Raw genomic sequence first — 23,471 nt, forward strand, 5'->3', positions numbered from 1 at the left:
CCGGTGTCGCCGAAGTCGTAGGCGTACTTGCCGCGCGTCAGGCTCGGGCAGGCGGCCGGCTCCACCGCCACGATGCGCGGCTTGGCGCCGCCGCGCAGGCCGTGGCCGATGAAGGGAAAGGCCAGGCCGGCGAAGTTGCTGCCGCCACCGGTGCAGCCGACGATGACGTCGGGCCAGGCGTCGGCCATGTGCATCTGCTCCATCGCCTCCAGGCCGATGATGGTCTGGTGCAGCAGCACGTGGTTGAGCACGCTGCCGAGCGCGTACTTGGTGTCCTCGTTCTGTGCCGCGATCTCGACCGCCTCGCTGATGGCAATGCCCAGGCTGCCCGGGTGGTCGGGGCGCTCGGCCAGCACGCGGCGGCCGTATTCGGTCTCGTTGCTGGGCGAGGGCACGCAGCGCGCGCCATAGGTCTCCATCAGCGCCCGGCGATACGGCTTCTGGTCGTAGCTGACGCGCACCTGGTAGATGGTGACGTCGAGGCCGAACATCTGCCCGGCCATGGCCAGCGACGAACCCCACTGGCCGGCGCCGGTCTCGGTTGTGAGGCGCTTGACGCCGGCTTCCTTGTTGAAGAAGGCCTGCGGGATGGCCGAGTTGGGCTTGTGGCTGCCGGCCGGGCTGACGCCTTCGTACTTGTAGAAGATCTTGGCCGGCGTGCCCAGCACCTGCTCGAGCCGGTGGGCGCGAAACAGCGGCGCCGGGCGCCACAGCTTGAACACCTCGCGCACCGGCTCGGGGATCTCGACCTCGCGCTCGGTGGTCACCTCCTGCAGGATCAGCGACATCGGAAACAGCGGCGCCAAGTCGTCCGGGCCGATCGGCTGCATGGTGCCCGGGTGCAGCACCGGCGGCAGCGGCGCCGGCAGGTCGGCCTGGATGTTGTACCAGAACTTGGGCATCTGGCTTTCCTGCAGCAGGTATTTGGTCTGGGTGCTCAACGCGGTTCTCCTCTGGTGTCATACGGGGGCCGGAATCACTTAGTATGCCCGTCGATCCGGCCGAGAAAAACCCAGATTCATGCGCGAAAACCCGATGATTCAAACCGCACCGCCACCCGCGCCGGCGCGCAAATGGCGCGAGCGCGGCATCACGCTGGCCTTGCTGCTGGCGGTGTGGCTGGGCGCGCAGTGGTGGCAGACGCGCGAGGTGCCGAGCGGCCCGGCGCCCGCCTTCACCTTGCCGGCGGTCAGCGCGCAGGACGGGCAGCAGTTGTCGCTGGCGCAATGGCGGGCAGCGCATCCAGGCCGCCCGGTGGCGCTGAACTTCTGGTCCGAGAGCTGCCCGATCTGCAAGCTGCAGCAACCCAACGTCAGCAGCGTCGGCCAGGACTGGCCGGTGCTCACGATCGCCCTGCAATCGGGCGACGTGGCGACGGTACGGCAGGCGCTGGGCCGGCGTGGCCTCGACTGGCCCACGGTGGTCGACGCACGCGGCGCGCTGACCAAGCAGTACGGCATCGGCGCCGTGCCGGCCTTCGTCGTCATCGACGCCGGGGGTCAGGTGCGCGGCGTCAGCGTCGGCTACACGAGTGAGATCGGCATGCGGTTGCGGCTGTGGTGGGCGGCGTTGCGCGCATGAGCGAGCCTTAATCCGGTGCCCAATCTGGCACGAGTTGCTCAGCCCATTCGTACAGGGCTTCGAGCACGCCCTGACCGCGCTCGTCATCGACGGTCTCGGCCAGCGCATCGACCCGATCGAACAGGCCCTGGATGGTCAGCGCACCGCCGGCGCCGTCGATCAGTCGCGCCCGGCGGTGCGCGTCCCAGTGGCGGCGCTCGACATCGCCCAGCGTGTCGGGAAAATTGCGCGCCCGGTAGCGCAGCAGGAGCTCGGGCAGGCGCTCGTCGTCGAAGCCGGTGCGCGCCAGCGCCAGTTCCTTCGCATCGAGTGCGCGCAGCCGCACCAGGCGCCGGCGATCGGCATCGCCCAGGAAGCCCCCGTACAAATCCTCATCGACGTCCGGCGCGCCTTCGGCCGTCGGCGGTGTGTATACCTGCGGCCACAGCAGGCTGAGGTCGGGCAAGGCGCGCAGATGCTCGAAGTGCCGTTCGGCCAGCGCCAGATCGATACCCCAGCGCTCAGCCAGTTCGAGCCGCAGGGTCCGGATGTTGCCGATCACGATCGGCGACTTGTTCAGGTGCACGCCCTTGATCGGCAGCCGCGTCACGCCCTCGGGCAGGTCGGCACTGCCGGTGAACAGGCGCGCGCGCGCCTCGTCGGCCTTCAGGTCGGCGAGTTCGGCCGGGTCGAAGGCCAGGTCCCAGGCCAGCAGCGCGTTCTTGTTGGTTGGGTGCATGGCCAGCGGTGCCATCACGGCGATGCAGCCACGCGCGGCACCAAAGCGGCCGCTGACGTGCAGGAACGGCCGGGCCTCGTGCAGCGTGGTCGGCAGGCCGAGCTCCTGCGCCACCCGGTCCTTCTTGTGCAGCGACAGGCAGAACTCGAACAGCCTGGGTTGACGCTCGCGCAGCAGGCGCGCCAGCGCGATGGTGGCGCGCACGTCCGACAGCGCGTCGTGCGCCCGCTCGTGCGCCAGGCCGTTGGCGGCAGACAGGCGCTCCAGCTTGAAGCTGGTGTGGCCATCCTCGCCGGCCGGCCATTCGATGCCCTCGGGCCGCAGCGCGTGGGCACAGCGCATCACGTCGAGCAGATCCCAGCGCCCGCAACCGTGCTGCCACTCACGGCCGTAGGGCTCGATCAGGTTGCGCCACAGCAGAAAGCGCGTCACCTCGTCGTCGAAGCGGATCGAGTTGTAGCCGACGCCAATGGTGCCGGGCTCGGCCAGCGCCGAGTGGATACGCTCGGCGAAGGCGTGCTCCGGCAGGCCCCTGGCGGCGCATTCCTGCGGCGTGATGCCGGTGATCAGGCAGGCCTCGGGCGCCGGCAGGCGGTCGGTCGGCGGCTGGCAGTAGAGCATCAGCGGCTCGCCGACCTCGTTCAGCCCCGCATCGGTGCGGATGGCTGCGAACTGCGCCGGCCAGTCGCTGCGCGGATTGGTGCCAAAGGTTTCGTAGTCGTGCCAGAGGAAAGTGTGCGTGGCCATGCGGCGAGCATAGCCGCGCGCCAAGCGCTTCGACGCCGGTCATCGGTCGCCGGATCGATCCAGGCGGTTGAGAACGCCGAACTGCTTGCCGCGATTCACGGCCCGGCGACGGCCGCACTGTCACAATGAAATCGCAGCATCGCATCGGCGTCAGGATCGCGCGACCGCGGCACAACCGGGGCTGGATCATCCCGGAAGGTGCGCGAACGATACCGACCATCGCACGCCCATCCAGCGCTGCCACCCAGCCACCACGAGTACCTGCATGAACGCTGCCACCCCATCCGCTCGCCACGTCATCCTCGGCGACGGCGTCATCGGCCAGGCCGTGGCCGACGAACTGGCGCGCCTGGGTCAAGCGGCGGTGCTGGCCAGCCGCCACGCCAAGACCTCGGCCCATCCGCATCTGCAGGTCGACGCGCTCGACGCCAGCGCGTTGCACGCTGCCACGCAAGGCGCCACGCACCTGTACCTGACCCTGGGCCTGCCCTACGACTGGCGCGTGTGGCAGCGCGACTGGCCCCGCGTCATGCACCATGCGATCCACGCTGCGCTGGCGCACGGCGCGGTGCTGGTGTTCTTCGACAACGTCTACGCCTACGGCCCGCTGCCGCTGCGGGTGCCGATGCAGGAGGATCACCCGGTGCAGCCGCCCTCGCGCAAGGGCGCGGTGCGCGCCGAGCTGCCACGCCTGCTGTCCCGCGCCGGCGAGGAGCGCGGCCTGCGCTGGGTGATCGGCCGCAGCGCCGACTTCTACGGACCGGGCGTGCGGCAGTCGCCGCTGTTCGTCGCCGCCATCGAGCGGCAGCTCCAGGGCAAGGCCGCGCAATGGCTGGGCGATCCCGACGCGCGCCACAGCTTCAGCTACACGCCCGACGCCGCGCGCGGCCTGGTGCGCCTGGCGCTGGACGAAGGCGCGTGGCAGCGCGCCTGGCACCTGCCGACCGCCGAACCGGCGCCCACGCCGCGCCAGCTGCTGGCGCAGTCGGCGCGCCTACTGGGTGCACCGGAGCGCATCCAGGTGCTGCCGCGGGCGTTGCTCGGCGCGCTGAAGCTCTTCATGCCGGTGCTGCGCGAGTACGACGAGATGCTCTACCAGAACCGGCAGGACTACGTGTTCAGCAGCGCCGCCTTCATGGCGCGCTACCCCGACTTCGCCGTGACGCCGTACGAGGAAGGCATCGCGCGCATGGTCGAGTCGCTGCGGCCGGCATAAACCGGCATAAAAAAAGCCCGCCGGGCGGCGGGCTGCTGGAATGCCGAAGCAGGGCCGGCGGCTCAGTCGGTCGCCACTTCCTCTTCCGGCTCGGCCGGTTCGGCACCCTTGCTGCGCTCGCGCTTCGCGATGGGCGTGATGTCGAGCAGCACCTCGTCCTTGTCGTCCAGATCCACCGTCAGGCGCCCGCCCTCGGTCAGGCGGCCGAACAGCAGTTCGTCGGCCAGCGCCTTGCGGATGGTGTCCTGGATCAGGCGCTGCATCGGGCGCGCACCCATCAGCGGATCGAAGCCCTTCTTGGCCAGGAACTTGCGCAGCTTGTCGATGAAGGTGACCTCGACCTTCTTCTCGGCCAGCTGCTGCTCCAGCTGCAGCAGGAATTTGTCGACCACGCGCAGGATGACGTTCTCGTCCAACGGCTTGAAGCTGACGATGGCGTCGAGCCGGTTGCGGAACTCGGGCGTGAACAGGCGCTTGATGTCGGCCATCTCGTCGCCCGCCTGGCGCTGCGTGGTGAAGCCGATGGTGGCCTTGTTCATGGTCTCGGCGCCCGCGTTGGTCGTCATGATGATGATGACGTTGCGGAAGTCGGCCTTGCGCCCGTTGTTGTCGGTCAGCGTGCCGTGGTCCATGACCTGCAGCAGCACGTTGAAGATGTCCGGGTGCGCCTTCTCGATCTCGTCGAGCAGCAGCACGCAGTGCGGCTTCTTGCTGATCGCCTCGGTCATCAGGCCGCCCTGGTCGAAGCCGACGTAGCCCGGCGGCGCGCCGATCAGGCGGCTGACCGCGTGGCGCTCCATGTACTCGGACATGTCGAAGCGGATCAGCTCCACACCCATGATGTAGGCGAGCTGCTTGGCGGCCTCGGTCTTGCCGACGCCGGTGGGGCCGCTGAACAGGAACGAGCCGATCGGCTTGTCGCCCTTGCCTAGCCCTGAGCGCGCCATCTTGACAGCGGCGGCCAGCACTTCGAGCGCCTGATCCTGGCCGAACACCACCGATTTCAGGTCGCGCTCGAGCGTCTGCAGTTTGCTGCGGTCGTCGTGGCTGACGCTGGCCGGCGGGATGCGGGCGATCTTGGCGACGATCTCCTCGATCTCGTGCTTGCCGATGGTCTTCTTGCGCTTGCTCGCCAGCGCGATGCGCTGCGCCGCACCGGCCTCGTCGATGACGTCGATGGCCTTGTCGGGCAGGTGCCGGTCGGTGATGTACTTGGCCGACAGTTCGGCCGCCGCCTGCAGCGCCGCGTTGGCGTACTTGACCGCGTGGTGCTCCTCGAAGCGGCTCTTGAGCCCCTTGAGGATGTCGACGGTCTCGGCCACCGTGGGCTCGACCACGTCGACCTTCTGGAAGCGCCGCGACAGCGCCGCATCCTTCTCGAAGATGCCGCGGTACTCGGTGAAGGTGGTAGCCCCGATGCACTTGAGCGCGCCGGACGACAGCGCGGGCTTCAGCAGGTTGGACGCATCCAGCGTGCCGCCGGAGGCCGCGCCGGCGCCGATCAGGGTGTGGATCTCGTCGATGAACAGGATCGCGTTCGGCTTGTCCTTGAGGTTCTTCAGCACACCCTTCAGGCGCTGTTCGAAGTCGCCGCGGTACTTGGTGCCGGCCAGCAGCGCGCCCATGTCGAGCGCGTACACGGTGGCGTCCGCCAGCACCTCGGGCACGCTGCCCTCGGTGATGCGCCAGGCCAGGCCTTCGGCGATGGCGGTCTTGCCGACGCCGGCCTCGCCCACCAGCAGCGGGTTGTTCTTGCGCCGACGGCACAGGATCTGGATGGTGCGCTCGACCTCGTAGTCGCGCCCGATCAGCGGATCGATCTTGCCTTCCTTGGCGTTCTGGTTCAGGTTGACGGCGAACTGCTCCAGCGGCGAGGCCTTCTCGCTCTTCTCGCCGCCTTCGGGTTCGCCTTCGCCGCTGCCGCCCTGCTGCCCCTCGGCCGGCTTGGCGGCTTCGGGCGGATCGCTCTTGCGGATACCGTGGGCGATGAAGTTGACCACGTCCAGGCGCGTCACGCCCTGCTGGTGCAGGTAGTAGACGGCGTGCGAATCCTTCTCGCCGAAGATCGCCACCAGCACGTTGGCGCCGGTGACTTCCTTCTTGCCATTGCCGGTGCTCTGCACATGCATGATGGCGCGCTGGATCACGCGCTGGAAGCCCAGCGTCGGCTGGGTGTCGACGTCGTCGGTACCGGCCACCTGGGGCGTGTTGTCCTTGATGAAGTTGGTGAGCGACTTGCGCAGGTCGTCGATGTTGGCGGAGCACGCGCGCAAGACCTCGGCCGCGCTGGGGTTATCCAGCAGCGCCAGCAGCAGATGCTCCACGGTGATGAATTCGTGGCGCTGCTGCCGGGCCTCTACGAAGGCCATGTGGAGGCTGACTTCCAGTTCCTGGGCAATCATGGTGTGGTTTCCTTTAGCGCCTCAAGCTTACGACTTTCCTGAGGCTTCGACAGTAGCAGATGGGGGAAGTTCGTTCATATTCAATCAACGCCATGATCTCCCGTTTGGCGGACCGCGCTATTCGACCGGTTCGCTGACGCACTGCAGCGGATGGCCGTCCTGCTTGGCGGCGTCCAGCACCTGGTCGACCTTGGTGGCGGCGACGTCGCGCGAGTACACGCCGCACACGCCTTTGCCGTCGAGGTGGATCTTCAGCATGATCTGGGTCGCCGTCTCGCGATCCTTGCCGAAGAACTCCTGGATCACCACCACCACGAACTCCATCGGCGTGTAGTCGTCGTTCAGCATCACGACCTGGTACATCTGCGGCGGCTTGACCTTCTGCGGCACGCGCTCGAGCACGACTTCGCCGCCGCCATCGGGCTGCCGCGTGGGCACCAGCGGGCCCGGGCGGGCCGGTGGTCGGGTCACGTTGAATGTCGCCATGAAAATCATTCTATCGATCTGCCCCTGCGCCGGCAGTCGGCGCATCGGATGGAAATGGGGGTGCATCAGGCTTTCCCAAGCGGGTCCGCACCGGCGCCGCCGGCATCGGGTTTGCCCGTGCGTCGGTTGACAAGCGCAAAGTCGTTACAGCACACTTGCCAGGATGAAGGATGGAAGTCAAGGAAGGAGACCCTCATGCCTGCAGGAAAAGTCAAGTGGTTCAATGACCTGAAGGGATTTGGATTCATCGAGCCGGATGGCGGCGGGCCGGATGTGTTCGCGCACTTCTCGGCCATCGACATGGACGGATTCAAGACGCTGAAGGAGGGCGCCCGCGTCAGCTACGAGGTCAACCAGGGCCCCAAGGGCCTGCTGGCGATCAACATCCGCGCCGAGCCGGCTGGCGATGGCGTGGCGGCGCAGCCGGCGGGACCGGGTGGCGCGTCCGCGCCGGCGCCGAACTGAGCAAGCCGGTCGCCAGCAAAAAGCCCGGGCCGGTCCCGGGCTTTTGCTTGTCCGGCGCGCGGCCGGCGCCTCACATCTGCGCGATCATCACCTCGCCGAAACCCGAGCAGCTGACCTGGGTCGCGCCGTCCATCAGGCGCGCGAAGTCGTAGGTGACCTTCTTGCTCTGGATCGCCGCTTCCATCGATTCGATGATCTTGTCGGCGGCCTCGGTCCAGCCCATGTGGCGCAGCATCATCTCGGCACTCAGGATCTCGGAGCCGGGGTTGACGTAGTCCTTGCCGGCGTACTTGGGCGCGGTGCCGTGCGTGGCCTCGAAGCAGGCCACCGAATCGCTCATGTTGGCGCCGGGCGCGATGCCGATGCCGCCCACCTGCGCCGCCAGCGCGTCGCTGATGTAGTCGCCGTTGAGGTTCAGCGTGGCGATTACGCTGTACTCGGCCGGGCGCAGCAGGATCTGCTGCAGGAAGGCGTCGGCGATCGCATCCTTGACGATGATGTCCTTGCCGGTCTTCGGGTTCTTGAACTTGCACCACGGCCCGCCGTCGAGCAGTTCGGCGCCGAACTCGCGCTGCGCCAGCGCGTAGCCCCAGTCGCGGAAGCCACCCTCGGTGTACTTCATGATGTTGCCCTTGTGCACCAGGGTGACGTTGGGCTTGTCGTTGTCGATCGCGTACTGGATCGCCTTGCGCACCAGGCGCTCGGTGCCCTCGATCGACACCGGCTTGACGCCGATGCCCGAGGTCTCGGGGAAGCGGATCTTGCGCACGCCCATTTCATCGGTCAGGAAGCGGATCAGCTTCTGTGCCTGCGGGCTCTTGGCTTCCCACTCGATGCCGGCGTAGATGTCTTCCGAGTTCTCGCGGAAGATCGCCATGTTGATCTTCTGCGGTTCCTTCACGGGCGAAGGCACGCCCTGGAAGTACTGCACCGGGCGCAGGCAGACGTACAGGTCCAGCTCCTGGCGCAGTGCCACGTTGAGCGAGCGGATGCCGCCGCCAACCGGCGTCGTCAGCGGGCCCTTGATCGACACCACGTATTCCTTCAGCGCTGCCAGGGTTTCCTCCGGCAGCCAGACGTCGGGACCGTAGACCTGGGTCGACTTCTCGCCGGCGTAGACCTCCATCCAGTGGATCCTGCGACTCCCGCCATAGCATTTCTCGACCGCTGCATCGACCACCCTGATCATCACCGGCGTGATGTCGACGCCGGTGCCATCGCCTTCGATGAACGGAATGATCGGCTGATCCGGCACCCGGAGCGAGGAGTCGGGGTTGACGGTGATCTTCTGGCCGCCCGAGGGCACCTGGATGTGCTGGTACATGGAAAAGGAGTCTCCGAATGATGGGCCTGGATCGCCTGCCGGTCGCACGGTGTGGTGCATCGGACAGGGCCGGGTATGCGAGATTCATTCTAGCCACGGTCGAAGCCGCCCACGGGCTGCGGCGACAATCCGGCGCACGCCAGCGCCAGCCGAACCTTTCGGCGGCATCCCGATCCCAGTTCTCGTTCCAACCCGACAGCACCCGCCATGCGCCCAGCCACCCGTCGCCGCCTGTTGATCGCCCTTGCCGCCCTGCCCTGCGCGTCCGCCTTCGCGCAGCTGGCGCCGATCGGCCAGCCGCAGCTCGATCTGCCGCGCACCACGCTCACCGTGGGCATGCACCGCATCGACGCCCAGATCGCCGCGACGCATCCGCAGCGCCAGACCGGGCTGATGCACCGCAAGGAGATGCCGCAGCACGAGGGCATGCTGTTCATCTTCGAGCAGCCGTCGGTGCAGTGTTTCTGGATGAAGAACACGCTGATCCCGCTGACCGCCGCCTTCGTGGCCGACGACGGCCGCATCGTCAACCTGGCCGACATGCAGCCGCTGGATGAACGCAGCCACTGCTCGAGCGAGCCGGTGCGCTACGTGCTGGAGATGAACCAGGGCTGGTTCGCGCAGCGCAAGCTGAAGGCCGGCACATCCTTGGGCGGCAAGGTGTTCGAGGCGCGGCGCTGAGCACGCGCAGCCCGGCCGGCAAGACAAAGGGCGCCGGATCGGCGCCCTTGGTTGGTTCTGGCCTGGGTGCGGTGCTTCAGGCGATCGATTGCAGCGCCTGGTTGAAGGTCGGGCTCGGGCGCATCACCGCCGACAGCTTGGCCGGATCGGGCTGGTAGTAGCCGCCGATGTCGACCGACTTGCCCTGGATCTCGGTCAGCTCCTGCACGATCTTCTGCTCATTGTCGGCCAGCGCCTTGGCCAGCGGCGCGAACTTGGCGGCCAGCTCGGCGTCCTCGGTCTGCGCCGCCAGCGCCTGCGCCCAGTACAGCGCCAGGTAGAACTGGCTGCCGCGGTTGTCGAGCTGGCCGGTCTTGGGTGACGGCCCCTTGTTGTTGTCGAGCAGCTTGCCGGTGGCCGCGTCCAGCGTCGTGGACAGCAGCTTGGCCTTGCCGTTGCCCGTCTTCATGCCCAGATCCTCCAGGCTCACCGCCAGCGCCAGGAATTCGCCCAGCGAATCCCAGCGCAGGTGGTTCTCCTCCACCAGCTGCTGCACGTGCTTGGGCGCCGAGCCGCCGGCGCCGGTCTCGTACATGCCGCCGCCGGCCATCAGCGGCACGATCGACAGCATCTTGGCGCTGGTGCCGAGCTCCATGATCGGGAACAGATCGGTCAGGTAGTCGCGCAGGATGTTGCCGGTGGCGCTGATGGTGTCGAGGCCGCGGATCACGCGCTCGAGCGTGTAGCGCATGGCGCGCACCTGGCTCATGATCTGGATGTCGAGGCCCTCGGTGTCGTGCTCGTGCAGGTACATCTTGACCTTGGTGATGAGCTGGTTCTCGTGCGGGCGGTAGGGGTCGAGCCAGAACACCACCGGCATGCCCGAGTTGCGCGCGCGCGTGACGGCCAGCTTGACCCAGTCGCGGATGGCGGCGTCCTTGACCTGGCACATGCGCCAGATGTCGCCGGCTTCCACGTCCTGGCTCATCAGCACTTCGCCGGTGGCGATGTCGGTGAAATTGGCGACGCCGTCCTCCGGGATCTCGAAGGTCTTGTCGTGCGAGCCGTATTCCTCGGCCTGCTGCGCCATCAGGCCGACGTTGGGCACGGTGCCCATGGTGCGCGGATCGAACGCTCCGTGCCACTTGCAGAAGTTGATCATCTCCTGGTAGATGCGGGCGAAGGTGCTCTCGGGCATCACCGCCTTGACGTCCTTCAGGCGGCCGTCGGCGCCCCACATCTTGCCGCCGTTGCGGATCATGGCCGGCATCGAGGCATCGACGATGACGTCGTTGGGCGAATGGAAGTTGGTGATGCCCTTGCTGGAATCGACCATCGCCAGCTCGGGCCGGTTCTCGTGGCAGGCGTGCAGGTCGCGCTTGATCTCGTCCTGCAGGCTCTGCGGCAGCGCCTCGATCTTGTTGTACAGATCGACCATGCCGTTGTTGACGTTGACGCCCAGCTCGTCGAACAGCTTCTGGTGCTTCTCGAAGGCTTCCTTGTAGAAGATCTTCACGCAGTGGCCGAACACGATCGGGTGCGAGACCTTCATCATGGTCGCCTTGACGTGCAGCGAGAACATGACGCCGGTCTTGTGCGCGTCCTCGATCTGCTTCTCGTAGAAGTCGAGCAGCGCCTTCTTGCTCATGAACATCGAGTCGATCACCTCCCGCTCCTGCAGCGCAATCTTCTCCTTGAGCACGATGGTCTTGCCGCTCTTGGTGATCAGCTCCATCCTCACGTCGCGCGCCTTGTCCAGCGTCATCGACTTCTCGCCGCTGTAGAAGTCGCCGTGGTGCATGTGCGAAACGTGGCTGCGCGAGGCCTGGCTCCATTCGGCCATGCTGTGTGGGTTCTTGCGCGCGTATTCCTTCACCGCCTTGGGCGCGCGGCGGTCCGAGTTGCCCTCGCGCAGCACCGGGTTGACGGCCGAGCCGATGCACTTGTTGTAGCGCGCGCGGATCTCCTTTTCCTTGTCGTCCTTCGGTTGCTCCGGGAAGTCGGGGATCGCGTAGCCCTTGTCCTGCAGTTCCTTGACGGCGGCCATCAGCTGCGCCACCGAGGCGCTGATGTTGGGCAGCTTGATGATGTTGGCATCGGGATCGTGCGTCAGCTTGCCCAGTTCGGCCAGGTTGTCGGGCACCCGCTGCGCCTCGCTCAGGTATTCCGGGAACTGGCCCAGGATGCGGCCGGCCACCGAGATGTCGCTGGTGGTGACGTCGACGCCGGCCGGGGCGGCGAAGGTCTGGATGATAGGCAGGAACGACGCGGTCGCCAGCAGGGGCGCCTCGTCGGTCAGCGTGTAGACGATGGTGGATGGCTTGTCGCTCATGGGTGTCTCTCCGGTTATCGTTTTCAGGCACGGCGCCGCGCCCCGAAACGGGGCGGCACGCCATCTTGGCACGCATTCCTGACCCGAAGCTCACAAGTCGGGCCAGGGGGCTGGCGTATTGTGGCAAACGCGCAGCCCGGCCGCGACTGGCCCCCGGCAAACCATCCAAATGGCGCTGGCACTCCGCATCGGCACCGCCGGCGATCGATCGCCGCACCGCCACCGGCCACGCGCCGCGCGCCGGCTTCGCGACCGGATCTCAGAAGTAGCCCAGCACCCTCCACCAAGCGACGCCCACCACCAGCCAGACGATGATCAGCACCACGCTCATCACGAAGCCGGTCTTCCACCATTCGCCCAGGGTGACGTAGCCCGAGCCGAAGATCACCGGCGAGGTGCCGGTGGCGTAGTGTGTCAGCGTCATCATGATGTTCGACGCCGCCGCCATGATCAGCGCGAACGGCAGCGCCGGCGCACCAAGCGCCAGACCGGCGGCGTAGAAGGCCGCGAACATGGCGGTGATGTGCGCGGTGGTGCTGGCGAAGGCGTAGTGCGCGTACAGGTAGGCCAGCATCAGCAGGGACGTCGCGCCCACCCAGCCCAGGCCCAGGCTGCCGATGCCGGTCTCGATGCTCTTGGCGAACCAGGCGATCAGGCCCAGCTTGTTGAGGAAGGTGGCCATCATCACCAGCGCGCCGAACCAGATGATGGTGTCCCAGGCGCTCTTTTCTTTGATCACGTCGTCCCAGCTCAGCACGCCGGAGATCAGGCACAGCGCCAGCCCGATGAAGGCAGTGGTGGTCGGATCGATCACCGCGCCCGGGCCTAGGACGAAAGCCGGCAGGCCGGCCCACAGCGCCAGCAGCACGAAGAACACGCCCAGCATGATGAACTCGCCGCGGGTCACCGGGCCCATCTCGCGCAGCCGCTCGACGGCGAACTGCGCCGCGTTCGGCGTGCTCTTGATCTCGGGCGGATACAGCCAGTAGACGACCAGCGGCATCAGCAGCATCGCTACCACGCCCGGCAGCAGCATGGCCAGCGCCCAGGTACCCCACGACAACTGGATCTGCGCGCCGGTCACATCGGCGATCAGCTTGACCACGAGCGGGTTGGGCGCGGTGGCGGTGATGAACATGGCCGAGGTGATCGGGTTGGCGTGGTAGTTGGTCAGCGCGAGATAGCGGCCGATGCGGCCCTGGGTGCCCTGCTCCGGATCGGAGTCGTAGCTGCCCGCGATGGCACGCATGATCGGGTGGATGATGCCGCCGCCGCGCGCCGTGTTGCTGGGCGTCACCGGCGCCAGGATCAGCTCCGACAGCGCCAGTGAATAGGCGATGCCCACGGTCTTGCGGCCCCACACGGCGATGAACAGGTAGCCGATGCGCGCGCCCAGCCCGGTCTTGATGATGCCGCGCGAAATCATGATCGACACGCCGATCAGCCAGATCAGCGAATTGGAGAAGCTCGACAGCGCATCGCCGATGGCGCCGGCCGGCTTGTCGTTGGTGACGCCGGTGACAGCCACCAGGGCGATCGCCACCATCGACAGCGCGCCGATCGGCATCACCTTGCCGATGATAGCCGCGATGGTGCCCACGAACAGCGCCAGCAGATGCCAGGCATTGGCCGTGACGCCGGCAGGCACCGGAATGACGAACCAGATCAACAGCCCGATGGCGATCGCAATCACCGCAGGAACCGGTTTGAAGCCCATGTGCTCTCCTTGCTTGGAACCCGTTGGCCCGCACCACGTGCCTGCTTAGTGGCCAGAGCACACTGTGGGGAGGGTCTTTATCGTCACGCCGGCGTCCGCGCGCAAATTTGACGCTTGTCAAGGTTTTTCTGCGTGGAACTCAGGCCGTCCATTCCACGCAACTTGGCGTCCGGTGCGTACCCGGTCGCGGCATGTGGTGCTGCGTCCGGGCCCGGTTTCAATTGGCGCCTGGCATTACACGTGGTTGCCCGATCCGCCGGAATACACCTGTTCGTGCACACGTTGTCAGGGCGAGAGGTGTGGCGGCGGCAGATGTCACCGGCCTGGAGAAGGACGCTTGCATCGAACCGCCATGCCCCTTGGATCCTGACCGGGCAATCGGCGTGGCCCGCGGATCCGGCCCCAGGCCACCACCCCATACGCCCCTCGCAAGGAGAACCCCATGAAACGACTGCATCGCTCCACCCTGATCGCCACGCTGGCCGCCCTGACCCTGGGTGTCGGCGTCGCCCATGCCGACGAAACCGAGTGCTACGGCCGCATCGACGCCGTCTCGATCGACGGTGACGTGAAAGTGCCCAGCGGGCTGGCGTGCACGCTGGCCGGCACCCGCGTGGACGGCAACGTGAAGGTCGAGTCCGGCGCCTCGCTGGCAGCACACGACGCGCTCATCGGCGGCAACGTGCAGGCCGAGAACCACCGCGCCATCATCCTCGCCGGTGGCGCGGTCGGCGGCAGCGTGCAGTTCAAGCAGGGCGGTGGCGCCAGCATCGACGGCGTCGACGTCAAGGGTGACATCCAGCTGTTCGAGAACCATGGCGCCCAGAGCGTGACCAACAACCGCGTCGACGGCAACCTGCAGTGCAAGTCGAACCGCCCGGCGCCCACCGGCGGCGGCAACCTCGTGCAGGGCAACAAGGAGGATCAGTGCCGGTATCTCTGACCTGACCGCCGTCGGTTCATGGCCGCGCCAAGCGCGCGGCCCGCTGCCGCCGGACCAGGGGCCTGGAGCCGTACCCTGCCCGATGAAAAAAGCCACCTTGCGGTGGCTCTTGTCGGGCGCGGGCAGGCCGCCCGATCAGCCGAAGTTCTTGGCCGCGAAGTCCCAGTTGACCAGCTTGTCGAAGAAGGTCTCGACGAACTTGGCGCGCGCGTTGCGGTAGTCGATGTAGTAGGCGTGCTCCCACACGTCCACCGTGAGCACCGGGGCGTCGCCGGTGGTCAGCGGGGTACCAGCGGCGCCCATGTTGACGATGTCGAGCGAGCCGTCGGCCTTCTTGACCAGCCAGGTCCAGCCGCTGCCGAAGTTGGCTCCGGCGCTGGCGACGAAGGCCTTCTTGAAGTCGGCCACCGAGCCCCATTTCTTCTTGATGGCGTCGGCCACCGCGCCGCTGGGCTCGCCGCCGCCCTGCGGCTTCATGCAGTTCCAGAAGAAGGTGTGGTTCCAGATCTGGGCGGCCTGGTTGTACATGCCGCCGCTGGACTTCTTGACCACATCCTCGAGCGCCATGTTCTCGAACTCGGTGCCTTTCTGCAGCTCGTTGAGCTTGTCGACGTAGGCCTTGTGGTGCTTGCCGTGGTGGTATTCCAGGGTTTCCTGGCTGTAGTGGGGTGCCAGCGCGTCGATGGCGTAAGGCAGCGGGGGCAGGGTGCGTTCCATGTCGGTTGTCCTTTCGTTGTCAGTTGTCAATGCAGGATGGAGCGGCCGATGATAGGTCGCTCCGTGCGCATCCATTGTAGGAACTCAGCGCGAACGCGGTGTGACCACCGAAACATCAACCTTGCCATCGGCAAGGGTCGCGGCCAGCCGCTGGCCGGGCTGCGTCTGCGCGGCCCGGGTGATGGGTATGCCGGCCTCATCCTCCAGCCACGCATAGCCGCGTTCCAACACCAGGTGCGGGTCCAGCAGCGACAGCCGCAACGTGGAGCGCTCCAGCCGTTCACGCGCGGCGCCCAGGGGCTGGGCCACAGCGACCGGCAGACGCTCGGCCAGGCGCTGCAGGCGCGCCCGCTCGGTCGTCAACGCGGGCGCGACGGTGCGCGGCAGGCGTTCCGTCCAGCGCGCGAGCTGGCCGCGCTCGCGCTCCAGCCGCAGCACCACGGCGTGGCGCAGGCGCTGGGCTGCACGGTCCAGGCGCCGGCGCTCGTCCGCCAGCGCCGCCGACGGTCGGCCCAGGCGGCTGACGAGCCAGTCCAGCCGCTGCGCCTCGGCATCCAGCCGGCGACGCAGCGCGCGGGCTAGGCGCTCTTGGCGTGCCTGCAGCTCGGCCAGCCACTGCTCGCGCGGCGCGCCGACCAGTTCGGCGGCGGCGGTCGGCGTCGGCGCGCGCAGGTCGGCGACGAAGTCGGCGATGGTGAAATCGGTCTCGTGACCGACGCCGCTGACCACCGGCACCGGGCTGGCGACGATGCTGCGCGCCAGCTGCTCGTCGTTGAAGGCCCACAGATCCTCGATCGAGCCGCCGCCGCGCACCAGCAGGATGACGTCGATCGGCGGCGCAGCAGCATCGGTCGCCAGCGCGTACAGGCGCTGCAGCGCCTGGCGCAGCTCGCCCGGCGCACCAGCCCCCTGCACCGCCGCCGGCGCCAGCAGCACCGGCACGTGCGGCAGGCGCCGCGCCAGCGCATGCAGCACATCGCGCAGGGCGGCGGCGCCGAGCGAGGTCACCACGCCGATGCCACGCGGCATTGCGGGCAGCGCGCGCTTGCGTCCGGCGTCGAACAGGCCCTCGGCTTCCAGCTTGGCCTTGAGGCGCAGGAACTGCTCGAACAGCGCGCCCTGCCCGGCGCGCGCCATCGATTCGACCACCAGCTGCAGATCGCCGCGCGGCTCGTAGACCGACAGGCGCCCACGCACCTCGACCTCGTCGCCCTCGCGCGGCGCGAAATCCAGCAGGCCGGCGGCGCGGCGGAACATGGCGCAGCGCAACTGCCCGCGATCGTCCTTGAGCGCGAAATAGCAATGCCCGCTGGCGGCGCGCGAGAAGCCCGAAATCTCGCCACGCGCCGCGACCGGATTGAAGCGCGCCTCCAGCGCGTCAGCGACGGCGCGCGTCAGCGCCCCAACCTGCCACACGCGCGGCGCCGTTGCAGGATCTGGCGGCGGAAAGCCAGTATTCATGCGGTCTGGCGGCCGGTTCGCGCATTGGGCGGCACGGCACTACTCCACAGCACGATCCAAACTGAAACGAAGCTGTCGCAATCGGCCGGAGAGCACGTATACACGTCCAAGCGCTTGATTTTCAAAGGTTTTCTTCTGCCCAAAAGGTCATCAAAGCGTCACGGAGCCCGTCATTGCGTGCCTTCGGGGTGTTCCGGCAGGCGTTCTTCACAAAGTTATCCACAGATTGTGTGCATGAACCGGCCGACTCGGCCACCGACTCCCGGCCAGCCCCGCGAACGCCGCCGCAACACACCGGGCCGGCAGTGTCGGCATGGCCGGCGGCTGGTTCATAATGACCCGCGCTCCTGCGGAGCGACGGCGGGCTGGGTCCAGTAAACCCGCCGCCTCGACGGAAAGAACCAGCCTTGCTTTCGATCATACAAGCCGCCGGTTGGCCGATCTGGCCGCTGATCCTGTGCTCCGTGCTGGCGCTGGCCTTCATCATCGAACGCTTCGTGCAGCTGAAGACCAGCCGCATCCTGACGCCGCGGCTGGTCGACGACTGCATGGGCGTGTCGCGCCACGGCGTGCCGGCACTGGAGATCGTCGACCGGCTGGCCGAGCATTCGGCGCTGGGCGAGGTGCTGGCGGCCGGCTGGCGCGCCCTGCACGACAACCCGCGCTGCAGCCCGGCCGAGCTGCGCGCCGCCATGGAAGCGGCCGGCCGCCAGGTCGCGCACCGGCTCGAGCGCTACCTGCCGGCGCTGGCCACCATTGCCTCGGCGGCGCCGCTGCTGGGCCTGCTCGGCACGGTGATCGGCATGATCGAGATCTTCGGCTCGCAGGCGCCGGCCGGCACGCTCTCGGGCGGCGACCCGGCGCGGCTGGCGCACGGCATCTCGATCGCGCTCTACAACACCGCGTTCGGGCTGATCATCGCCATTCCGGCGCTGATCTTCTGGCGCTATTTCCGCGCCCGCGTCGACGGCTACGTGCTGGCGCTGGAACTGGCGGCCGAGCGCTTCGCGCGCCACCTGGAGCCGCTGTGCAGCGGCGCCGGCCAGCCGGAGCTGATGCGGTGAAGTTCAGTGCGCGCCGGCCGGAAGACCCGGGGATCGACCTGATCCCGTTCATCGACGTGCTGCTGGTGATCCTGATCTTCCTGATGCTGACCACCACCTACAACAAGTTCACCGAACTGCAGCTGAGCCTGCCGGTGGCCGATGCCGACGCGCAGCGTGACCGGCCGCGGGAGATCGTGGTCGCCGTGGCCGCTGACGGCCGCTACGCCGTCAACCGGACGCCACTGGAAGGCCGCAGCGTAGAAGCTGTGGCCGCCGCGCTGCGCGCGGGCTCGTCGGAAGGCAGCGTGCTCATCATCAGCGCCGACGCCGCCGCGCCGGTGCAGGCCGTGATCACCGTGATGGATGCCGCGCGCCGCGAAGGCCTGACGCAGCTGACATTCGCCGCGCAGGCCAGCGCTGCGCTGGCCGACGGCGCGCGCTGACGCCACCATGGCCGGCTCCGTGCGATCGGCCCTGTCGCGTGCCGTGGTGAACGGCTGGACGCGGCGCGGACCGCTGGCGTGCGCGCTGTGGCCGCTGTCGCGGCTGTACGGCGCGCTGGTGGCGCTGCACCGGGCCCGGTACCGGAGCGGGCAACAGCGCACCCGGCTGCCGGTGCCCGTGATCGTGGTCGGCAACGTGGTCGCCGGCGGCGCCGGCAAGACCCCCACCACGCTGGCGCTGGTGCAGCACCTGCAGACGCGCGGCTGGCGTCCCGGCATCCTGTCGCGCGGCCATGGCCGCGCCACCGGCGATTGCCGCGAGGTGCTGCCCGACAGCGACCCGCGCCAGGTCGGCGACGAACCGCTGCTGCTGCGCCGGCGCACCGGCGCGCCGGTGTTCGTGGCCGCCCGGCGCGCCGAGGCCGGCCGGGCGCTGCTGGCGGCGCACCCCGGCACCGACATCCTGGTCTGCGACGACGGCCTGCAGCATCTGCCGCTGGCGCGCGACGTGGAAATCTGCGTATTCGACGCGCGCGGCATCGGCAACGGCTGGCTGCTGCCGGCCGGGCCGCTGCGCGAGCCCTGGCCGCGCGCGGTGGATCTGGTGCTGCACACCGAGCCAGACGGCGAGGTGGTCCTGCCCGCCGGCGCCAGCGCACACCGCGGCCGGCGTGCGCTGGCTGAGCACGCGCGGCGCGCCGACGGTGCGCGGGTTGCGCTTGCCGACCTGCGCGATCAGCGGCCGGTGGCGGTCGCCGGCATCGCCCGTCCGCAAGCCTTCTTCGACATGCTGCGCGCAGCCGGACTGCCGCTCGGCGCCACCGTTGCCCTGCCCGACCACGCTGCCTACGACGAGCAACTGGCCGCCGCCCTGCCCCCTGGCACGCTGCTGTGCACCGAGAAGGACGCCCTCAAGCTGTGGCGTCACCGCCCCGACGCGCTCGCCGTGCTGCTGGAACTCGAGGTTCCACCGGCCTTCTTCGCCGCGCTCGATGAACGCCTGGCCGCTCGCGACTATCATCCTCGCAAGCCCGCCGACACGCGCCCATGATCTCGCACATCGACCACGTCGTTCTCACGGTTGCCGACATCGAACGCTCGGTGGCCTTCTACCAGCGCGTGCTGGGCATGGAAGCGGTGAGCTTCGCCGGCGGCCGGCGCGCGCTGCGGTTCGGCCAGCAGAAGATCAACGTGCAGACCCTGGGCATGGAAACGCGCAATCACGCCGGCGTCGGTTCGGGCGATCTGTGCCTGATCAGCCACTGGCCGCTCGAGCGCGTCGTGGCGCAGTTGAGCGCCGAGAACGTGCCGCTGCTCGAAGGGCCGGTCGCCAAGTCCGGTGCCACCGGGCCGATCCAGTCCGTTTATTTCAACGACCCCGACGGCAATCTGATCGAGGTCAGCGTCTACCCTTGATTGAGAGCCCGCCCATGGATCCGAAACTGCTCGAACTGCTGGTCTGCCCCGTCACCAAGGGTCCGCTCGACCTCGACCGCGAGAAGAACGAGTTGATCTCGCGCTCGGCCCGCCTCGCCTACCCGATCCGCGACGGCATCCCGATCATGCTGGAGAACGAGGCGCGCGCGCTGTCCGACGAGGAACTGGAGCAGTTGCCCAAGCGCACGCCGCTGGTGAGCTGATGTTCACCGTCCTGATCCCGGCGCGGCTGGCCTCCACCCGGCTGCCGAACAAGCCGCTGGCCAACATCGCCGGCAAGCCGATGATCGTGCGGGTGGCCGAGCGCGCCGAAGGCTCGGGTGCGGCGCAGGTGCTGGTGGCCGCCGATGCGCCGGAAATCCTCAATGCCTGCGCCGCCCACGGCGTGCGGGCGCTGGCCACGCGCGCCGACCACCCGAGTGGCAGCGACCGGCTGGCTGAGGCCTGCGAGCAGCTCGGCCTGGATGGCGACGACATCGTGGTCAACGTGCAGGGGGACGAGCCGCTGATCGATCCTGGCCTGATCGACGCCGTCGCGGATCTGCTGCAGGCCCGGCCGCAGGCGCAGATGGCGACCGCCGCGCACGCCATCGGCAGCCTCGAGGAGTTCAGCAACCCGAACGTGGTCAAGCTGGTCACCGACGCCCAGGGCATGGCACTGCTGTTCAGCCGCGCGCCGCTGCCCTGGTGGCGCGACGGCTTCGCCCATGGCATCACGGCGCTGCCGACACAGCCGGCGCCGCTGCGCCACATCGGCATCTATGCCTACCGCGCCGGCTTCCTGCGTCGCTTCCCGACGCTGCCGCCGGCGCCGCTGGAGCAGTGCGAGGCGCTGGAGCAGTTGCGCGCACTCTGGCATGGCCACCGGATCGCCGTCCACGTCGCGGCGGATGCGCCCGGCCCCGGCGTCGACACACCCGAGGACCTGGCCCGCGTGCGGGCCCGGTTCGCCTGACGCCGCAGCCGTTTCCGCCCCGGTTTCCACCACGGCTTGTCAGCCCCGCGCACGGGAGCGCGTGCTATTCTTGATTCCAAACCTTGATTCCAAACCACCGCCGGGGCACGGCACGCGCCGCACGTACCCGCATCCACGCCAATCCACCCGAGGAACACGATGAAACTGATTCTTCTGGGCGCCCCCGGCGCCGGCAAAGGCACGCAAGCCGCTTTCATCTGCCAGAAGTACGGCATCCCCCAGATCTCCACCGGTGACATGCTGCGCGCCTCCGTCAAGGCCGGCACGCCGCTGGGCCTGCAGGCCAAGAGCGTGATGGAGTCCGGCGGCCTGGTCAGCGACGAGCTGATCATCAACCTGGTGAAGGAGCGCATAACGCAAGCCGACTGCGCCAACGGCTTCCTGTTCGATGGCTTCCCGCGCACCATCCCGCAGGCCGAGGCGATGAAGGAGGCCGGTGTCAAGCTCGACTACGTGCTGGAGATCGACGTGCCCTTCGACGCCATCATCGAGCGCATGAGCGGGCGCCGCAGCCACCCGGCCTCGGGCCGCACCTACCACGTCAAGTTCAACCCGCCCAAGGTGGAAGGCCAGGACGACGTCACCGGCGAGCCGCTGGTGCAGCGCGACGACGACAAGGAAGAAACCGTGCGCAAGCGCCTCGAGGTCTACAGCCAGCAGACGCGCCCGCTGGTCGACTACTACGGCAACTGGGCCAAGCTTGAGCCGGCCGCCGCGCCCAAGTACCGCTCGATCAGCGGCACCGGCACGGTCGAGGAGATCACGGCGCGCGCCCTGCAGGCCCTGGCCAGCTGACCGCCTCACCGGGTGTGCAAGCCGCGACCGGCTTCATGCGGCGGGCGGGCTCCTCGTGCAGCCACACCCACCACTGTCGGCGCCGCCGCGCGAGCGCCCGGGCCTGGCTCAGCGTTTCCCGGCCAGGTCGATCGTCCAGTAACGACCGTACTCGGTCCCGGCGCCGTAGCCGCAGGCGCCGCCGATTTCAGTGAACGCCGGATTCATCAGCGCTTCGCAATGGCCGCTGCGGCTGCCGATCCAGCCATTCACCGCGTCCGCCGCTGAGGCATAACCGGCGCCGATGTTCTCGGCCACCGCGAACCAGCCATAGCCGACCGCGGCCACGCGCTCGGTGGCGCTGCTGCCGTCCGAGCCGATGTGCGAGAAGAAGTCGCCACGCGCCATGTCATAAGCGTGCCGGCTGGCCGCCTCCGCCAGCGCGGTGCTCCACCGCAGTGCGGCGGCTGCCGGCTGCGGGCCCGAGGCACAGGAGCGCGGCTGCGACCGGAACTCGTTGATCGCGGCCAGCAGCTGCGTCATATCGCCACAGGCAGTCACGCCCGCCGGCGGCGTGGGCGGCGCCGGCACGGTGACCGGCGCAGGCGCTGGCGGCACCTGTTCTATCGGTACCTGTTCCTGTGTCGGTGCCGTGGGTGTGGTGGGTGTGGCTGCTGACGCCGGCGCCGGGCTCGGCACTGGACCAGCGCCAACCTCTGGCATCGCGGCGGGAGCGGCCGGCGCACCGGCCATCGTGGAATCTGGCCCCGATTCGCCACCACCTCCGCACGCCGTCAGCGCCGCGCACACCAAGGTCAGCGCCGCCAATCGCCGGGCGGCCTGTCTGGATCTCATCTTGTTTCCTTGTCGTCTAGTCGGCGTCCGTCACGTCCGATGGCGGCGGATTATGGCGAGCATCCGGACACCCTACGGCCAACGCGGCGTTGCAAGCATCGACTGCGCGAAAAGCCTGGTAAATGTGTCGCCGTGCTCGAAACACTTGCAAGCGCAGTCAAGCTGGCGTGCGCACAGACCGCTTGCGTTTTCGACAAAACTGTCTAAAAATACAGGTACTGGATATCAACACAGGTCCGCAACCTCCACCTGCCATGAACGACGCGCCCAAGCTCACCGCCCGCCAGCAGCAGGTCCTGCAACTGGTGCAGGATGCCATCGCCAGCACCGGCGCACCGCCGACGCGCGCCGAGATCGCCACGCAACTGGGTTTCCGGTCCGCCAACGCCGCCGAGGAGCACCTGCAGGCGCTGGCGCGCAAGGGCGTGATCGATCTGGTCAGCGGCACCTCGCGCGGCATCCGGCTCAAGGGCGCCAGCCGCAGCAGCGCGCGCGGCGACCTGTTCAGCCTGCCGCTGCCGCGCATGGGGCAGTTGGCGCTGCCGCTGGTCGGCCGCGTAGCCGCCGGTTCGCCGGTGCTGGCGCAGGAACATGTCGACCGCACCTACCACGTCGAACCCACCCTGTTCGCCCAACGGCCCGACTACCTGCTGCGCGTGCGCGGCATGTCGATGCGGGACGCCGGCATCATGGACGGCGACCTGCTGGCGGTGCAGATCACGCGCGATGCGCGCAACGGCCAGATCGTGGTGGCGCGCCTGGGCGACGAAGTCACCGTCAAGCGCTTTCACCGCCACAAGAACCAGATCGAACTGCACGCCGAGAACCCCGACTACCCCACCATCGTGGTACGCCCGGGCGAGCCGTTCGAGATCGAGGGCCTGGCGGTCGGCCTAATCCGCAACAGCATGCTGATGTAGCGTCTTCCTGCTTTTTTCTCGCGCCGCCGCAGGTGGCGGGCGTGCAGATGAAAGACGCGGCTCACGCGCTCTTTCGTCCACACCCTGCGGCAGCGCGATGGACGGAGGCACTGCGTCCGTCCGCATCAATCTCGCCTGTGTCCAACCTCAGTCCTTGAAAGGTTTTGCATGGGAACGAATGTCATCCAACTGGCCGATTACTCATAAGTCAGTAATTTAGGGAACAAATGTTCACATCTTCTGTCCAAGTC

Annotated in this window: 23 protein-coding genes; 13 read left to right on the forward strand and 10 right to left on the reverse strand. The window is 68.1% G+C overall.

Going from position 1 to position 23,471, the window contains the following annotated elements; all coding sequences use genetic code 11:
* The coding region (locus PK606_RS13400; protein ID WP_324564708.1) for a TrpB-like pyridoxal phosphate-dependent enzyme at positions 1-941 on the reverse strand (941 nt) is incomplete at its 3' end.
* A gap of 94 nt (positions 942-1,035) precedes the next feature.
* Between PK606_RS13400 and PK606_RS13405 the strand changes: the two genes are divergently transcribed.
* The gene (locus PK606_RS13405; RefSeq protein ID WP_324564709.1) at positions 1,036-1,581 is read left to right on the forward strand and encodes a redoxin family protein; all 546 of its coding nucleotides are present in this window, start codon (positions 1,036-1,038) and stop codon (positions 1,579-1,581) included.
* Positions 1,582-1,588: 7 nt separating this feature from the next.
* Here PK606_RS13405 and sbcB read toward each other — a convergent pair whose 3' ends face one another.
* Complete coding sequence (gene sbcB, locus PK606_RS13410; protein ID WP_324564710.1) at positions 1,589-3,046, reverse strand: exodeoxyribonuclease I; 1,458 nt, start codon at positions 3,044-3,046, stop codon at positions 1,589-1,591.
* 265 nt (positions 3,047-3,311) lie between these two features.
* Here sbcB and PK606_RS13415 point away from each other — a divergent pair, with 265 nt between their 5' ends.
* Positions 3,312-4,262: an NAD-dependent epimerase/dehydratase family protein gene (locus PK606_RS13415; RefSeq protein ID WP_324564712.1), complete on the forward strand. Its 951-nt coding sequence runs from the start codon at positions 3,312-3,314 to the stop codon at positions 4,260-4,262.
* Positions 4,263-4,324: 62 nt separating this feature from the next.
* On the opposite strand, the gene clpA is transcribed toward PK606_RS13415, so the two are convergent.
* A complete protein-coding gene (clpA, locus tag PK606_RS13420; RefSeq protein WP_324564714.1) occupies positions 4,325-6,664 on the reverse strand; it encodes an ATP-dependent Clp protease ATP-binding subunit ClpA in 2,340 nt (779 codons plus the stop codon).
* Between the two features lie 117 nt (positions 6,665-6,781).
* On the reverse strand, positions 6,782-7,159 hold the full coding sequence (clpS, locus tag PK606_RS13425; RefSeq protein ID WP_324564735.1) for an ATP-dependent Clp protease adapter ClpS: 378 nt from the start codon (positions 7,157-7,159) through the stop codon (positions 6,782-6,784).
* 186 nt (positions 7,160-7,345) lie between these two features.
* Here clpS and PK606_RS13430 point away from each other — a divergent pair, with 186 nt between their 5' ends.
* On the forward strand, positions 7,346-7,615 hold the full coding sequence (locus PK606_RS13430) for a cold-shock protein (RefSeq protein WP_324564715.1): 270 nt from the start codon (positions 7,346-7,348) through the stop codon (positions 7,613-7,615).
* A gap of 70 nt (positions 7,616-7,685) precedes the next feature.
* Here PK606_RS13430 and icd read toward each other — a convergent pair whose 3' ends face one another.
* Positions 7,686-8,939, reverse strand: coding sequence for an NADP-dependent isocitrate dehydrogenase (gene icd, locus PK606_RS13435; protein ID WP_324564717.1), 1,254 nt, complete (start codon positions 8,937-8,939; stop codon positions 7,686-7,688).
* A gap of 207 nt (positions 8,940-9,146) precedes the next feature.
* Here icd and PK606_RS13440 point away from each other — a divergent pair, with 207 nt between their 5' ends.
* Positions 9,147-9,620: a DUF192 domain-containing protein gene (locus PK606_RS13440; RefSeq protein ID WP_324564718.1), complete on the forward strand. Its 474-nt coding sequence runs from the start codon at positions 9,147-9,149 to the stop codon at positions 9,618-9,620.
* 76 nt (positions 9,621-9,696) lie between these two features.
* On the opposite strand, the gene PK606_RS13445 is transcribed toward PK606_RS13440, so the two are convergent.
* Positions 9,697-11,931, reverse strand: coding sequence for an NADP-dependent isocitrate dehydrogenase (locus tag PK606_RS13445; RefSeq protein ID WP_324564719.1), 2,235 nt, complete (start codon positions 11,929-11,931; stop codon positions 9,697-9,699).
* A 259-nt stretch (positions 11,932-12,190) separates the two neighbouring features.
* A complete protein-coding gene (locus tag PK606_RS13450) occupies positions 12,191-13,648 on the reverse strand; it encodes a DASS family sodium-coupled anion symporter (RefSeq protein ID WP_324564721.1) in 1,458 nt (485 codons plus the stop codon).
* Positions 13,649-14,090: 442 nt separating this feature from the next.
* Between PK606_RS13450 and PK606_RS13455 the strand changes: the two genes are divergently transcribed.
* On the forward strand, positions 14,091-14,591 hold the full coding sequence (locus PK606_RS13455; RefSeq protein ID WP_324564722.1) for a hypothetical protein: 501 nt from the start codon (positions 14,091-14,093) through the stop codon (positions 14,589-14,591).
* Positions 14,592-14,726: 135 nt separating this feature from the next.
* Here PK606_RS13455 and PK606_RS13460 read toward each other — a convergent pair whose 3' ends face one another.
* Positions 14,727-15,308 (reverse strand): superoxide dismutase, encoded by a 582-nt coding sequence (locus tag PK606_RS13460; RefSeq protein ID WP_324564723.1) that lies wholly within the window; start codon positions 15,306-15,308, stop codon positions 14,727-14,729.
* An 84-nt stretch (positions 15,309-15,392) separates the two neighbouring features.
* Complete coding sequence (gene xseA, locus PK606_RS13465; RefSeq protein ID WP_324564724.1) at positions 15,393-16,769, reverse strand: exodeoxyribonuclease VII large subunit; 1,377 nt, start codon at positions 16,767-16,769, stop codon at positions 15,393-15,395.
* Between the two features lie 407 nt (positions 16,770-17,176).
* Between xseA and PK606_RS13470 the strand changes: the two genes are divergently transcribed.
* From PK606_RS13470 to adk, 7 genes are all read left to right on the forward strand, one after another.
* Positions 17,177-17,833: a MotA/TolQ/ExbB proton channel family protein gene (locus PK606_RS13470; RefSeq protein WP_324564725.1), complete on the forward strand. Its 657-nt coding sequence runs from the start codon at positions 17,177-17,179 to the stop codon at positions 17,831-17,833.
* Entirely contained in the window at positions 17,830-18,258 is a 429-nt protein-coding gene (locus tag PK606_RS13475; RefSeq protein WP_324564726.1) for an ExbD/TolR family protein, read from the forward strand. Before PK606_RS13470 ends, PK606_RS13475 begins: the two co-directional genes overlap by 4 nt.
* Positions 18,259-18,265: 7 nt before the next feature.
* A complete protein-coding gene (lpxK, locus tag PK606_RS13480) occupies positions 18,266-19,309 on the forward strand; it encodes a tetraacyldisaccharide 4'-kinase (protein ID WP_324567522.1) in 1,044 nt (347 codons plus the stop codon).
* Positions 19,306-19,674 carry a VOC family protein gene (locus PK606_RS13485; RefSeq protein ID WP_324564728.1) on the forward strand — a complete coding sequence of 123 codons (369 nt, stop codon included), beginning with the start codon at positions 19,306-19,308 and terminating at the stop codon, positions 19,672-19,674. Before lpxK ends, PK606_RS13485 begins: the two co-directional genes overlap by 4 nt.
* 14 nt (positions 19,675-19,688) lie before the next feature.
* Positions 19,689-19,898 carry a Trm112 family protein gene (locus tag PK606_RS13490; RefSeq protein ID WP_324564729.1) on the forward strand — a complete coding sequence of 70 codons (210 nt, stop codon included), beginning with the start codon at positions 19,689-19,691 and terminating at the stop codon, positions 19,896-19,898.
* Positions 19,898-20,650: a 3-deoxy-manno-octulosonate cytidylyltransferase gene (gene kdsB, locus PK606_RS13495; protein WP_324564730.1), complete on the forward strand. Its 753-nt coding sequence runs from the start codon at positions 19,898-19,900 to the stop codon at positions 20,648-20,650. The genes PK606_RS13490 and kdsB overlap by 1 nt, the downstream gene beginning before the upstream one ends.
* Positions 20,651-20,809: 159 nt before the next feature.
* Positions 20,810-21,466, forward strand: coding sequence for an adenylate kinase (gene adk, locus PK606_RS13500; protein WP_324564731.1), 657 nt, complete (start codon positions 20,810-20,812; stop codon positions 21,464-21,466).
* Between the two features lie 108 nt (positions 21,467-21,574).
* On the opposite strand, the gene PK606_RS13505 is transcribed toward adk, so the two are convergent.
* Positions 21,575-21,988 carry a CAP domain-containing protein gene (locus PK606_RS13505; RefSeq protein WP_324564732.1) on the reverse strand — a complete coding sequence of 138 codons (414 nt, stop codon included), beginning with the start codon at positions 21,986-21,988 and terminating at the stop codon, positions 21,575-21,577.
* Positions 21,989-22,554: 566 nt separating this feature from the next.
* On the opposite strand from PK606_RS13505, the gene lexA reads away from it, so the two are divergent.
* A complete protein-coding gene (lexA, locus tag PK606_RS13510) occupies positions 22,555-23,220 on the forward strand; it encodes a transcriptional repressor LexA (protein WP_324564733.1) in 666 nt (221 codons plus the stop codon).
* The last annotated feature ends 251 nt before the right edge of the window (positions 23,221-23,471 follow it).

This window comes from Ottowia sp., assembly GCF_035444425.1.
Taxonomy (GTDB): Bacteria; Pseudomonadota; Gammaproteobacteria; order Burkholderiales; family Burkholderiaceae_C; genus Ottowia.

Coding starts and splice junctions, on each gene's coding strand:
- PK606_RS13405 (WP_324564709.1), top strand. CDS start 1,036: ATGATTCAAACCGCACCGCCACCCGCGCCGGCGCGCAAATGGCGCGAG.
- sbcB (WP_324564710.1), bottom strand. CDS start 3,046: ATGGCCACGCACACTTTCCTCTGGCACGACTACGAAACCTTTGGCACC.
- PK606_RS13415 (WP_324564712.1), top strand. CDS start 3,312: ATGAACGCTGCCACCCCATCCGCTCGCCACGTCATCCTCGGCGACGGC.
- clpA (WP_324564714.1), bottom strand. CDS start 6,664: ATGATTGCCCAGGAACTGGAAGTCAGCCTCCACATGGCCTTCGTAGAG.
- clpS (WP_324564735.1), bottom strand. CDS start 7,159: ATGATTTTCATGGCGACATTCAACGTGACCCGACCACCGGCCCGCCCG.
- PK606_RS13430 (WP_324564715.1), top strand. CDS start 7,346: ATGCCTGCAGGAAAAGTCAAGTGGTTCAATGACCTGAAGGGATTTGGA.
- icd (WP_324564717.1), bottom strand. CDS start 8,939: ATGTACCAGCACATCCAGGTGCCCTCGGGCGGCCAGAAGATCACCGTC.
- PK606_RS13440 (WP_324564718.1), top strand. CDS start 9,147: ATGCGCCCAGCCACCCGTCGCCGCCTGTTGATCGCCCTTGCCGCCCTG.
- PK606_RS13445 (WP_324564719.1), bottom strand. CDS start 11,931: ATGAGCGACAAGCCATCCACCATCGTCTACACGCTGACCGACGAGGCG.
- PK606_RS13450 (WP_324564721.1), bottom strand. CDS start 13,648: ATGGGCTTCAAACCGGTTCCTGCGGTGATTGCGATCGCCATCGGGCTG.
- PK606_RS13455 (WP_324564722.1), top strand. CDS start 14,091: ATGAAACGACTGCATCGCTCCACCCTGATCGCCACGCTGGCCGCCCTG.
- PK606_RS13460 (WP_324564723.1), bottom strand. CDS start 15,308: ATGGAACGCACCCTGCCCCCGCTGCCTTACGCCATCGACGCGCTGGCA.
- xseA (WP_324564724.1), bottom strand. CDS start 16,769: ATGAATACTGGCTTTCCGCCGCCAGATCCTGCAACGGCGCCGCGCGTG.
- lpxK (WP_324567522.1), top strand. CDS start 18,266: ATGGCCGGCTCCGTGCGATCGGCCCTGTCGCGTGCCGTGGTGAACGGC.
- PK606_RS13485 (WP_324564728.1), top strand. CDS start 19,306: ATGATCTCGCACATCGACCACGTCGTTCTCACGGTTGCCGACATCGAA.
- PK606_RS13490 (WP_324564729.1), top strand. CDS start 19,689: ATGGATCCGAAACTGCTCGAACTGCTGGTCTGCCCCGTCACCAAGGGT.
- kdsB (WP_324564730.1), top strand. CDS start 19,898: ATGTTCACCGTCCTGATCCCGGCGCGGCTGGCCTCCACCCGGCTGCCG.
- adk (WP_324564731.1), top strand. CDS start 20,810: ATGAAACTGATTCTTCTGGGCGCCCCCGGCGCCGGCAAAGGCACGCAA.
- PK606_RS13505 (WP_324564732.1), bottom strand. CDS start 21,988: ATGACGCAGCTGCTGGCCGCGATCAACGAGTTCCGGTCGCAGCCGCGC.
- lexA (WP_324564733.1), top strand. CDS start 22,555: ATGAACGACGCGCCCAAGCTCACCGCCCGCCAGCAGCAGGTCCTGCAA.